At 36.1% G+C, this 12,899-nt stretch carries 10 protein-coding genes; 4 read left to right on the top strand and 6 right to left on the bottom strand.

What is annotated here, in order from left to right; genetic code table 11:
* Positions 1–425: 425 nt before the first annotated feature.
* Positions 426–2,882, bottom strand: a complete 2,457-nt coding sequence (gene gyrB, locus A1OE_RS02200; RefSeq protein WP_044283238.1) for a DNA topoisomerase (ATP-hydrolyzing) subunit B — start codon at positions 2,880–2,882, stop codon at positions 426–428.
* A 1,110-nt stretch (positions 2,883–3,992) separates the two neighbouring features.
* Positions 3,993–5,114: a DNA polymerase III subunit beta gene (gene dnaN, locus A1OE_RS02195; RefSeq protein WP_015088464.1), complete on the bottom strand. Its 1,122-nt coding sequence runs from the start codon at positions 5,112–5,114 to the stop codon at positions 3,993–3,995.
* 215 nt (positions 5,115–5,329) lie between these two features.
* On the opposite strand from dnaN, the gene A1OE_RS04480 reads away from it, so the two are divergent.
* Entirely contained in the window at positions 5,330–5,530 is a 201-nt protein-coding gene (locus tag A1OE_RS04480; RefSeq protein ID WP_158512539.1) for a hypothetical protein, read from the top strand.
* Positions 5,531–5,855: 325 nt separating this feature from the next.
* On the opposite strand, the gene A1OE_RS04210 is transcribed toward A1OE_RS04480, so the two are convergent.
* Positions 5,856–6,014, bottom strand: a complete 159-nt coding sequence (locus tag A1OE_RS04210) for a DnaA ATPase domain-containing protein (protein ID WP_272942675.1) — start codon at positions 6,012–6,014, stop codon at positions 5,856–5,858.
* A 134-nt stretch (positions 6,015–6,148) separates the two neighbouring features.
* Positions 6,149–6,274 (bottom strand): DnaA ATPase domain-containing protein, encoded by a 126-nt coding sequence (locus A1OE_RS04570; protein WP_081581168.1) that lies wholly within the window; start codon positions 6,272–6,274, stop codon positions 6,149–6,151.
* A 327-nt stretch (positions 6,275–6,601) separates the two neighbouring features.
* Here A1OE_RS04570 and A1OE_RS04540 point away from each other — a divergent pair, with 327 nt between their 5' ends.
* Entirely contained in the window at positions 6,602–6,724 is a 123-nt protein-coding gene (locus tag A1OE_RS04540) for a hypothetical protein (RefSeq protein WP_272942672.1), read from the top strand.
* Positions 6,725–8,142: 1,418 nt separating this feature from the next.
* On the opposite strand, the gene rpsT is transcribed toward A1OE_RS04540, so the two are convergent.
* Positions 8,143–8,409 carry a 30S ribosomal protein S20 gene (gene rpsT / locus A1OE_RS02190; RefSeq protein WP_015088461.1) on the bottom strand — a complete coding sequence of 89 codons (267 nt, stop codon included), beginning with the start codon at positions 8,407–8,409 and terminating at the stop codon, positions 8,143–8,145.
* Positions 8,410–9,284: 875 nt separating this feature from the next.
* Positions 9,285–10,193 carry a bifunctional DNA-formamidopyrimidine glycosylase/DNA-(apurinic or apyrimidinic site) lyase gene (gene mutM, locus A1OE_RS02185; RefSeq protein WP_015088459.1) on the bottom strand — a complete coding sequence of 303 codons (909 nt, stop codon included), beginning with the start codon at positions 10,191–10,193 and terminating at the stop codon, positions 9,285–9,287.
* Between the two features lie 45 nt (positions 10,194–10,238).
* Between mutM and ubiE the strand changes: the two genes are divergently transcribed.
* Both ubiE and ubiB read left to right on the top strand, forming a co-directional pair.
* Complete coding sequence (gene ubiE, locus A1OE_RS02180) at positions 10,239–11,063, top strand: bifunctional demethylmenaquinone methyltransferase/2-methoxy-6-polyprenyl-1,4-benzoquinol methylase UbiE (protein WP_015088458.1); 825 nt, start codon at positions 10,239–10,241, stop codon at positions 11,061–11,063.
* An 18-nt stretch (positions 11,064–11,081) separates the two neighbouring features.
* Positions 11,082–12,641 carry a 2-polyprenylphenol 6-hydroxylase gene (gene ubiB / locus A1OE_RS02175; RefSeq protein WP_015088457.1) on the top strand — a complete coding sequence of 520 codons (1,560 nt, stop codon included), beginning with the start codon at positions 11,082–11,084 and terminating at the stop codon, positions 12,639–12,641.
* Positions 12,642–12,899: the final 258 nt, after the last annotated feature.

The following is a 12,899-nucleotide window of genomic DNA, read 5'->3' as shown; positions in this document are numbered from 1 at the left end:
CACAATTTATTTTATTAACGTAACGATTTGTTAAGTAGTAATAATTAATCTCATAATACAGCCAAATACGCAAGAATGCTATTGACTACTAAATTTTCTTATAGAAAACACAGTGCAAAATCAACTTATTTTAATCAATAAAACAATATGCTGTACATTCGCATATGCGAAAAGACATTCATTAAGTTAAAATTAACGGTTTATTTAATAAAATAAACAAAAAATCACCTTATTCACAACGAATAACAATATATCATCGAATTTGTAAAGAGAATATTTTACCAAAGAAATGGAGCAAGAATTACTGTGTAGCCTGCTCAACTAACTACAAGTATCATTGATCTGATATATCGTAAAAATAGATCAACAATCAATTTAGCAGTGTTTTGTCTTGCTTACATGGTTATTAAAAAATAATCACTTAATTATACGTCTAAATTTATTACTTTAAGCGCGTTAGACTGGATGAATTCGCGGCGCGGTTCAACAATATCACCCATCAAAGTGCTAAAGACTTCATGAGCTACTTCTAAATGGTCTATCTTAACTTGTAAAAGGTTTCGACGATTTGGATCCATAGTAGTTTCCCAAAGCTGGTCTGGGTTCATCTCACCGAGACCCTTGTAGCGATTGATTATCAGTCCCTTGCGTCCAATTTCTAATATTGCTTCAATTAATCCAACTGGGCCGTAAAGAGTGCGCTTAGTTCCATCTTTATATACTAAGGTTGCGGGGTTGATAAATAGTTGACGCAACTCAGCTGCGCGCTTCCTAATTGCTTCAACCTCGGCAGTTTTTACTAAAACGCTATCTATATAGTATGTTTCAGTTACACCTCGCAAGGTGCGAGTAACTATGATTGCTGGCCCAGTATCAATCTGCTTTTTATATATAGCTGACCATCCACGCTCATGTGCGTCTGATAAGGTATTCATTCTTTTAGCAAAATCTTTTGCTGCTATCGTTGCTGCTGCTGGGTTGGCTAGAAGATCTGGATGCAATAAATCAACTATCATAGCTTGCTCAGTCACTATCAAAGCACCTAGCTTACGCACTATAGGTTCTAGTAATTGACGAGCCTGACGAGCAAGCTCGCCATGATTTATGAGATCATTCTCGCTAATTTGGGTATCTGAATCAGTGTGTAGGAAAGCAAGCTTGCTGCCTTCATTGATCAGAAAACGCTCAAGTGCTTTTTCGTCTTTTAGATAAGTTTCTTTATTGCCTTTCTTCACTCGATAAAGGGGAGGACGAGCAATATAGAGATATCCACGTTCCACCAGCTTTGGCATCTGTCGAAAGAAAAAAGTTAGCACGAGAGTACGAATATGCGAACCATCAACATCTGCGTCAGTCATTATAATAATCCTGTGGTATCTAGTTTTTTCTATATTAAAATCTTCTGGCCCAATACCGGTCCCTAGTGCTGATATGAGTGTGCCAATTTCTGTACTGGATAATATCTTATCAAAACGAGCGCGCTCTACGTTCAGAATCTTGCCACGCAATGGCAAAATTGCTTGGTTCTTACGATCACGACCTTGTTTAGCAGAACCTCCAGCACTATCGCCCTCAACTAAAAATAATTCAGCTTTTGATGGATCGCTCTCCTGACAGTCAGCCAATTTACCAGGAAGAGTAGCAATATCAAGTGCGTTCTTGCGGCGGGTTAGTTCGCGAACTCGTCGAGCAGCATTCCGAGCAACAGCAGCTTCATATACTTTAGTAAGTATGCGTTTAGCCTCACTAGGATGTTCTTCAAGCCAACTACCTAGCAGTTCGCTAATAATGTTTTCCACTACCGGTTTAACTTCTGACGACACTAATTTAACCTTAGTTTGGGAGGAAAATTTTGGATCCGTCATTTTGATTGATAGTACACAAGTGAGGCCTTCGCGAGTGTCTTCGCCGGAAAGTACCATTTTATCCTTTTTAATAATATTCGATTGACTAGCATAATTATTTATCTGCCTAGTTAATGCAGCACGAACACCAGCTAAATGTGCGCCACCGTCTTGCTGTAAAATATTATTAGTAAAACAGAAAATTGTCTCACGGTAAGATTCCGTCCATTCCATCGCCACCTCAACAGTAATCCCGCCTTTTTGGCTAAAGGCTGAAATGGTGGAGTGCATAGCAATAAGCGAACGGTCTAAATATTGAACAAAAGCTTTCAGTCCACCTTCGTAAAACAGGTCTACGTTCTTAAACTTATCGCTGCGCTGATCAATGAGAATAATACGCACGCCAGAATTTAATAACGCTAACTCACGCAATCGATGCTCCAGCATCGAGAAATCAAAATCAATCATAGTAAAAGTATCAGTCGAAGGCTTGAAGGTGATTTTAGTCCCAATTTTGCCAAACGATGGGCCAACTTCTACTAGATCTGCTTCTGCATATCCGTGATAAAATCGCATCATATGCTCTTTACCTGCGCGCCAAATTATTAGTTCCAGCCATTCAGATAAAGCGTTTACTACCGAAACTCCCACTCCATGTAAACCACCAGAAACTTTGTACGAATTTTGGTCAAACTTACCGCCAGCATGAAGTTGAGTCATGATAACCTGCGCAGCCGAGACGCCCTCTTCTGTATGAATATCAACAGGAATGCCACGGCCGTTATCTTGTACTGTTATTGAACCATCGACGTTCATAATAACTCGCACTGTGTCACAATAGCCGGCCATAGCTTCATCGATGGCATTATCAACCAACTCATATACCATATGATGCAAACCTGAACCATCATCTGTATCACCGATATACATACCTGGACGCTTACGTACAGCATCAAGTCCACGCAAAATCTTAATTGATTCAGCAGAATACTGATTATTTTCAAGGTTTTCTCTGCACTTGGTGGTTATTTCAAGCATCGTGGAACTCCGGTTAAATGATGACTTCAGCCAGCCAGACTTTGCTATCTGCAAAGTCAAACAATCTTGCTATAAGCGATTAACGTGAGATCTTAAAAAGATATTTTTAATTCCACCCGTTATATTGATCAAGGTATAAAATTTATAGAACAATATTAGGTTCAGCTCCGAACTGGTTTAAGATAACAGAGAATTCATCTACGAAATGTACGATATATGATATTAACTTAATTAAGTATTAGCACCAAAACACAATCCTCACAATATATCAGGTAAGTAAAGGTGTTACAGTCAACTATGACGCATCAAGCAATTAGCATGACATTACTAAAGCATTAACCATTAAACTTGTGCTTAAAATGATAAATTAGCCTATTGCTATTTGATCAGCTGTTTGTAACTATTAAAGGTATAATTCAGTTATTCAGCTTCAAATTCGATATACCCAATAGCTAGGCATTAAATTTCTTATTATTTGCTATTTGCCGAGAAAACAAACATATAGACGCATAAAGCTAATTATTTTTACCAAAAATTAGCTTTACCTTGTAGATTTCTGCTAAGATAATGATTGCATGTATATTCAATAACACTCTTAAGCATTTTAATACTCTTGTTATCATTAATTAGCCAATAAGGCTTGGAATGTTCGCTTGAGAGGTAAATAATGTCTTTTTTTAGAATACCTTGCCAAACAGATAATTAGTCACCAAGTTAAATTAACAAACATATCGTTTGATCTTTGAGTAAAGCTTGTTATCTGCTAGTTAGCAGATATGTACAACTTAATCATTTTTACTTCATTTTGTTACGAATGCTAAGTGCTTTTGTTTAAATTAACAATTTAAACAAAAGCACAAAAAACCAAATTAATATAGTGCGTAACTTTGTCTTAAAAATATATTATTTTTGTTGATTATTCTTGCCTAAAATAGATACTCTGCATTATATGTCTTAGCTACTAAGCTGTTCAAATTTTTCTTCATGCCATTTACTAAAAGATTAATGAATTATAATAATCCATCTCATTGCTAAATAAAACAGCATCAGAGATGTGCAGATTACTGTTTTGCTCGCGTAAAAATATAAAGCTAATAAACATTTGAATAGCTAAATTCTCATAGGCATAATTACATAAAGTGCACCGTCATTTTTCTCGTTGGTGACTATAGCGGGAGAAGTTTTGTCTGCTATATGAAATAGCACCGTAGCGCTATCGTTAAATTGATTAGCTATTTCTAACAAATACCGAGAATTAAACCCTATTTCTATAGGATCAGAATCATAGTCCACATTCATGTCTTCAGTTGCCCAAGCATTATCAGGATTTTTAGCTGATAATATCAAATTTCCTTTGTTAATCTCTAGTTTAACTGAACGAGATTTTGCTGTAGAAATAATTGCGATACGCTCGACAGCTTTTTTTAAAGATCTACACTCGAGTCGCATAATCTTATCGTTAGAAGTCGGGATTACCCGTTCGTAATCTGGAAAATTGCCATCGATCAACTTAGTTGTTATCGCAGTATCAACGAAGTTAAAACGAAGCTTATTTTTACTAAAAGCTACATGTACCGAGCCTTCGCTTTCATCAATCAGCTTGCGTATTTCAATTATAGCTTTGCGTGGTACTATCACCGGTGGTATGCCGGATGCTGATTCAGGCAGCGGAATTTCCATTAGAGCTAGTCGATGCCCGTCAGTGGTTACAGCACGCAGAACAGATATGTTATTAACCTGGGTTTCGTGCAGGTACATACCGTTCAAGTAATATCGACTCTCTTCTGTGGAAATAGCAAAACGAGTGCGATCGATTAGTGATTTTGCATTAACCGCAGAAAGCATAAAATTAATAGTTATTTGATCGTTAGGTAGACTAGGAAACTCATCTGCTTTTAGGGTTGGTAGCAAAAATTTAGAACGTCCAGCACTAATTGATAGACTTACACTATCTTTATCCATATTTAGCTTAACCTCTGATCCGTTTGGCAGTTTTCGGATGATATCATAAAGAGTAAAAGCCGATACAGTAATAGAGCCAGGTTGATCAACTATACAGACGGTGCTATTAACTAAATCCATATCCATGTCAGTAGCAGTCATTGATAGACGTCCTGCTTTAGCTTGTAAGAGCACATTAGCTAAGATTGGGATAGTATTTCGTCGCTCAACAACGCTTTGAATGTGGGCCATTGGTTTAAGAAAAGATGATCGATCAATCGTAATTTTCATCTGATTGCTATAACTTAATTTGATAAGTAGAAAAAAGTTGTATTATAAAAAGCTTAGTAATGCTAGTTGCCACGGCTCATAACAGCTCTATACTTAATAAAATGTCATAATTATTTATTACATAATAATAATCTTAAACGAGGAAATTTATCTTTTGATAACTATAGTAAAAAGAAAATTATTTCTCAAGCATTCTACATAGAATTGCAACATCAGTGTCGAAACTACGATTTGTTGAACGTAATTTATCAACTTTTTCTTGCATGTATAACGATAGTATGGTAACGGCCACCAAATTTATAAACAATTTCTGGAAGAGAATGTTGAGTGAGGTTTTTTTGCTAAGTACATTGCTATTTGTCGCTGACGGGCGATTGCTTTTGGGATCGGCGAGCCGCGTACATGTTGTAGTGTGATGCAACCTGCAGTTGGATCATCTCAATTGTCAATTATTCGCCTTGAACATGTCCAACAACCTCTCATTGCACCATTTCTATGTTATAGTAGCTAAACCCACTAAGGTGGATTGTGCTATGACGCGTTTTAATGCCCCTTTCAAGTTTACGCACATTGCGTGCTGATTGTATATAATGAAAATTCTATAACTTTGTTCGGAATATCTACTTTAATTCTTTTACTTTACACTGCAAAATACCCAAGCAAAGTTCGTATTCTGTGTAAGGTGAGTTCGCTACAAGAGGCTCCATTCTAAACGTGAGCGCAGCCTTGCCTGCAGCCGCTCTAAATTCGTTGGGGCTTTTGTCGGCGGAAATTACGAACTTGGCGATTATTGCCCGCTAGTGCATTAAAAGTATGAAAAATTCCTCCTTTACTGCTGATAAACGGCACGTCATCAATCATTAGCGCCTCTATGGAGCGAAATAGATCTTTAAAAGATATCGTATCTCATTAGAGTAGAGCACGAATAAATTAATATATAAACCTTTCGGATGAAACACATATCACTCTTCGCTGCAGATATTTCTTGCGGATCTCTCAAGCGATAGCGCAGATCAAATGCATTTTGCCTAGACCTATTTCGCTATATAAAATGGATTAAAGAGTGCTGTATCATTCTCCCCTACGCGCTGAGCTGCAGCGAAGGCAAATTCATTTGGTTTATCAACAACGAAATTATTAAAAGTGAAACGAGCGTCCAGCTACGCTGAATTTAAGTCACCTAGTGGATCCGAGACGATCTTTTTTTTGTGTCAACAGAATATTTTGCAATTAGCTTCTCTGGCACGTTTTGCTCTGGTAATTTAGCCAATGGGTATAGTCCATTTTTGAGTCTAGCATTGGCAATCACTTTACGACTGTAATAGCTGGATCTTCACCCTGCCAAAAAACTCGTAGTCTTTCACCGTATTGTGTGAATACCCGATCCTGTTTTAACTTTGGAGGAATTATCAAATAGACAATTTAATCGTTGCGCTAAGCTGAACTCAGAGACTTCAACCAACCATGATACACTGTTTCAGCACATTATGAGTGCAAACGCATCTTCACTCGCACCGAATGAGCAATCAATTCATTGCAATCTGGCAATTCAGACAACGCTAACTCTAGAAAGATTGCTTGCTGACCAATCGGCGATTGATTTAGAATAATGCTACAATATTTTCATTTTAGCTACGCATGTTGTGCTTGGCTTATCGCGCGGATCTGTATCAACAGTCTTTTCATACTTTCCTAACTAAGAAATTCTATTAATTATTTTAACTTAACAATTAAGGATAGCATTTCTAATATTCTATCAAAATAATAGTTTTTATTATTTAAAGATTATTATGAATAATTATTCAATTATGCTTTTAATATTTATTTAAAATTTGATAATTTAGCTAGTAATTAATCTTGAAAAATTCATTACATAGAATAAAAATATACTCTGTACTAGACAAATAATTAAAATTACTGTTTTAATAACAAATTAAAACTAATTTATTTAGATTCTAAAGGTAAAAATATACTTAGCAATTAGATCAGCTCACAATCTACTAGGATACTTTGTGGCAATTCTTGCGTAATCATATAAACGTTTTTAATATACAAGGTAAAACTTTTAAACTTTATGAGACTAACTGCTTCATTATTTACAATATGTGATGGAAATTTAAATTTATATCTACTGTCTTTAAATAAGCGTTATACACAATTTATAAGAATTATAGTTAGCTATTCAAAAAATTCCATAACGGCTTTATGCATGAAGATAAATTTGCAAGCTTTTGTTAGATTATTCTATAATGGATTACTTTTATTTGTAAGTGTAATAGTTATATTGAGAAGGGCTATGAATATACTAATATTTTAGTAAGCATTAGTCATAAGTAATCGACTGTTTAACAACTAATTTGTTTAGTCTAATACATAAACAAATTATTAAAGAACTAACAAATTGATATCACTTAAAATTTGTATTATCTTAGTAGACTGAAACTATACACTATACCTAGTATAGTGTAAGGATTATGCTCAATTACTACATTACATTATAACGTAATTATTCAAGATATCTTTATAAAAAGTATAAAATCTGATGAATTTAGCGATCAGCAATATTATTATCTTTTTATCTAATGTTATAACATTAACAGCGATAACCAGATTGTATAATAGATAATCCAATTTTAAATTAGAGCTGTTCACATTTATTAAGCAATCTGAACACTACTGCTTAGTCTCGTTAAATTTTTCTGTATTTTTGCTTCACGGTAATAAGTAGCAATATTAAAATTCATAATTTACACCATAATCTACAAAATACCTAATTACCCTTTATCAGCAAATATGCCTAATTTACTCGAAAGGCTTAAATACACTACAACAAAATTATGTTTAAGTTAGAAGATTGACTGTACCAACAAAAATACCAAACAGGTAATGTTTTGGATAAATCAATTGCATAAAATATAAAAAATATAATTTTTTGCCTGGTAATTGCAAAGCTTAGAATTAAACTTAAGCTAAAATATTAGTGAGATTAATTGAAATTTGTTCTAAACAATAGACGAACAATACAACACTAATTACTAATAGCTTTAATTTTACTATTTAGTCGAGATAAATTACGAGCGACTTTATTACGATGCATAACTCCCTTTGATACTCCACGATGCATCTCTTTCTGAAGTACTTTAAAAACTTCCATTGCACCAGCATGATTGCCATCAGCGATTACTTTTTTTACGTGTTTGATCTGAGTCCGAATACGCGAGATACGCGAGTGATTTATCGCATAACGCCTTGTATTGTGTCTTATGCGTTTCTCCGCCGAAATGTGGTTAGCCAATATTTTTTTCCTCCCTCTCTGCAGAGCAAATTCTTATTACTATAGTAGACAGTAACATTCATGATGCACTAAGTAAACAAAGATTATTTTTTCCTAAAAAATAATTATCTTCCTTTAAGGTATTATTTAGCTTTTATAGTATCATGTTGTGGGGTTTTTAAACGATTTAATTAATCCTCTAGAAGACATTAAAACTATTGACTTATCGAGCAAAGCTTCGCTACTATGACCCAATAGGGCAATTAAGTTTAGTACTACTAGTTAAACAGTCGTACAATTAAACAATTTAAATTAAAGCTTGATAGCTCAGTTATTGTTTCGCAGGCTGGAAATATCATTTTTATGATAAAAAAAAAAATAAAACTGTACTTTTGTTTATATTATACAAAACAAGTTATTCTCACGGCTATTCTCGCATAAAGCAGCTAACAGCTGCTCAGATTTACTCGATAATAGTAGAACGATCTTCAGTGGTTCCTATTGTTAAATACAATAAATTATGAGTGTTAGCATGACATAATCAATCAAGTAGATTGTAATGATACTATATTTACTTATTCGGTCAATCTTTACAGCGAGCCAATAATCAAGTGTAAAAAAATCGCCAGTTTGCTAGATAGCATTTTCTAGAGAAATATATCAACAATACGGTTCCTAAGCGAAAATTATATTGTAATCTAATAATCGCAGTTTGTAGGTTTGTGTCATCTCCAGTAAAAGCCTCTTAATCGACTAACCTCTTTTGATACAAAGGTTTGGTATTTTTAGCTTAGATTGAAAAGTAAAGCATTTGATCTTGATATTTTATGGATTCTATATCATCTTTTACGATAGAAGTTGTCAAATCTGATATTTTATGAGAACAAGTTTCAAACTTAGCTTTGGCATTGAGGACAATAAAAAGTCGATCTTCCGTATTGAACTACGCGTTTCACCGTTCCATAACATCCATCAGATAAACATCTTTCTCCTTCACGATTATAAACCCGGAGAGCATTTTGGAAAAATCCAGGTTCATTATTGACTTGACGGTGATCTCGTATACTTGTTCCGCCTGCGGCTATCGCTTCGGTAAGTACTGATTTTATCTCGAAAACCAATTTTTTTGCTCGTTTTTTGGTAATATTCATAGCAAAATGGGAAGGTAAGATACCGGAACGATGCAAGGCTTCACATGCATAAATATTGCCGATTCCGGCTACTAATTTTTGATTAAGCAGAGCCGCTTTAATCGGTACATGTTTGCCGGATAATACAGATTCTAGTGTTCTACTAGAAAATCCTTTATCCAAAGGTTCTGGCCCGATATTTTTAAGCAATTTGTGCTGATAAATTTCATTTGTTGGCGACAGATCCATCATACCAAAGCGACGATAATCATTAAATTTTATCCAAAGCGAGCTATCTGTATAGCATACTACGTGATCATGAATGTCAATCAAAGGCTTTGAACCATTGAATACCAGCATCCGGCCAGAAATGCCTAGATGAATTATCCAGCTTATATTATTGCTAAAATTGATAATGATGTATTTAGCGCGACGGCGAAAGCCAGTGATACGTTTACCAGTTAGCTGTTCAACTATCTCCTTTGGTATTGGCCAACGTAGTGCTGACCGACGTAGTTCAATCCCAACCAATCTTTGCCCTGTTAATCTCTGGGCAAGTCCACGCATTACATTTTCTACTTCAGGCAATTCAGGCATAATAATTAACAGTCCTAAGCAACATTCACCACCAACTATTAGATCAGCTGATCTAATAGTTGGTACCCTTGATTTCAAATTCCTACAGACCTACTACACTAGACTAGTTAGATATGGATAATTATGGAATATTATAAAGTGATTGACGATAATGGTGATGTTCGCAAGTTAATTTGCTCAAAAGATGAAAAATTTGCTTCCGATCCTAAAATTCATAAAGATATGACCAATTTCGGGTTTACTTATGTTGCTGCAAATAAAAAAAGCCTAATGATTCGCGAGTTGTTTGATGACGTAGCACCAAACTATGACTTAATGAATGATCTGATGAGCTTTGGAATTCACCGAATATGGAAGCAAGCATTTGTCGACTTATTAGCACCGCGACAGGCACACTGGCTGCTAGATGTTGCAGGCGGCACAGGAGATATTGCAAATCTTTGGCAAAAGCGCGGGGGTGGAAGAGTCACGGTTTGTGATATCAACGCTAAAATGATTGCTGTTGGACAAAATCGTATGAAAAAAAATAATAGCAATATAATGGATTGGATAGTTGGCAACGCTGAGCACCTTCCATTAGGTGAAGGTTTAGTTGATCGGGTTACTATTGCATTTGGTTTACGCAATGTAACCGACATTGACTCAGCATTGGCAGAAATGACTAGAGTATTACGTCGTGGAGGTCGTTTTATGTGCTTAGAATTTTCTCAACCAAGTCAGAAATTATTTAATTCTATTTACGATATTTATTCTTTTAGAGTACTACCTTGGCTAGGCGAGCAGATAGCACATAATCGAGCAGCTTACAATTATCTTATTGAAAGTATTCGACAATTTCCTAACCAACATGATCTAGCAACACGTATGAGCCGGGTTGGACTCGAGCATGTTCAGTGGCGTAACTTATCTGGCGGTATTGTCGCAATTCATTCTGGTTGGCGATTCTAAAGTGATGCGCTAATTCCTATGATACGTTCTTTGCGAAATCTAATTTTTCTGTTACGTATATTTTGGGTTCTGTCCAAGAATGGTGTTTTTGAACCACTGGAAACAGCAAACGCAGCACCCGCCATTTCTAATCTAGCCAAGATCGCTCGGCACTTACGTAATGATTCAATTACCGGCCGTTGGGGTCAAAGACTTGCTGGCGCACTAACCCAGCTTGGCCCAACATTTATCAAACTTGGTCAGTCTTTAGCGACTCGTGGCGATTTGATTGGTGAACAGGCCTCCGAAGATCTTACGCACCTTCAGGATCGTCTACCTCCATTCGACTATGCGATTGCTCGCAGTATACTAGAGCATGAACTAGGTGCACCTATTGAGACTTTGTTCTCGGAATTTAATGCAACTCCGGTTGCCGCCGCTTCTATAGCTCAAGTGCATCGTGCAATTACCTCAGATGGACGCAAAGTTGCGGTAAAAATTTTACGACCTTACATTGAAACGGCCATTGCTCGCGATCTTAGTTTGCTTTCTTGGATTGCTAGAATATTACAGCGTAACTTAGCTAAATCTCATCGATTTAAACCAGTTGATATTATAAATGTTTTTCGCGATACGCTTAAGATTGAAATAGATCTCCGCCTAGAAGCGGCAGCCTCTATTGAGCTTGCGGAAAACTTTATTGGCGATAAGAGTTTTGCCGTTGCTGAGGTTGATTGGGATCGAACCACCAGTCGAGTATTCACTAATGCATGGATTGATGGATTTCGCATAGACGATACTAAAGCACTCGCTAAGGCTAATTTGGAGGCAACAATGTTACTAACTCGTGCTGCGGCTGTGTTTTTTAATCAAGTATTCCGTGACGGATTTTTCCACGCCGACATGCATCCCGGTAACATGTTAGTATCGTCAGAAGGTGTACTAATGCCTGTAGATTTCGGAATTATGGGTCGACTTGATTTAGAAACACGATACTATCTGGCTGACATACTCGCTAGTTTTTTGCTAGGTAATTGGCGTAAGGTAGCAGAAGTTCATTTTCGAATGGGTATGGTCCCAGCCAATAAGTCTATCGATCTATTCACTCAAGCTGTTCGATCAGTTGGCGAGCCAATGATTAACAAATCTATGAAAGAAATATCTATAGCTAAATTATTCGGTCAAGTTTTACGCATTGCAGAGAATTTTGATATGGTAGCCCAGCCTCAGCTCTTATTGTTGCATAAAACTATGGTAATGTCGGAGGGGGTAGGTAGAAGTTTGAATTCAAACATTAACATGTGGGATCTAGCTAAACCGCTAATCGAGGAATGGATGCGTGAAAACAGAGGGCCGGAAGCTCGTATAGCACTAGTCACTGCGAAGATTATCCGAAGTATTGAGCAAATGCCTTCGCTGATTCTTCAGGGCGATAAGGCGCTCGGTTATATAAAAGATGGTGGCATCAAACTGCACCCAGATACTATGCGACTGATTTTACAAGCACGTACTCAGCTAAGTTATTGGCCCGTCTTAATTGCATTTGCTGCTGGCTGGGCCTTTGGTCGATACACTGTTTTTTTTGATTTGATGTACTAAGCTAATTTTAATTTAACCGGTTCATATTTGTGTTTAAAATTTCCACCCCATGACAAAATTAAAACTCATTTTAAACATGTGATGATACGATTGAACATGTAGTTCGATAAGTAAGTTTTTGTTAAGATTATTTTTTGTGTTTTAGGTATTTTTATTCATAGAGAATTTTTACCTACGATTAAGTGCAATTAGATGTTAACTGATAATGCCTATGCGCCTGGATGCGGTTAATTAACTAATAACGAACTTACTTCAAAT

This window comes from Candidatus Endolissoclinum faulkneri L2, assembly GCF_000319385.1.
In the GTDB taxonomy this organism is placed as follows: Bacteria; Pseudomonadota; Alphaproteobacteria; order Thalassobaculales; family Thalassobaculaceae; genus Thalassobaculum; species Thalassobaculum faulkneri.
The sequence above is the reverse complement of the archived record's forward strand: the minus strand, read 5'-3'. Positions and strand labels throughout refer to the sequence as shown.

Bases quoted from the DNA above. Each gene is read 5' to 3' on its own strand.
- A1OE_RS04540 (WP_272942672.1), top strand. From the start codon at position 6,602: ATGAGTGCAAACGCATCTTCACTCGCACCGAATGAGCAATCAATTCAT.
- ubiB (WP_015088457.1), top strand. From the start codon at position 11,082: ATGATACGTTCTTTGCGAAATCTAATTTTTCTGTTACGTATATTTTGG.
- gyrB (WP_044283238.1), bottom strand. From the start codon at position 2,882: ATGCTTGAAATAACCACCAAGTGCAGAGAAAACCTTGAAAATAATCAG.
- dnaN (WP_015088464.1), bottom strand. From the start codon at position 5,114: ATGAAAATTACGATTGATCGATCATCTTTTCTTAAACCAATGGCCCAC.
- ubiE (WP_015088458.1), top strand. From the start codon at position 10,239: ATGGAATATTATAAAGTGATTGACGATAATGGTGATGTTCGCAAGTTA.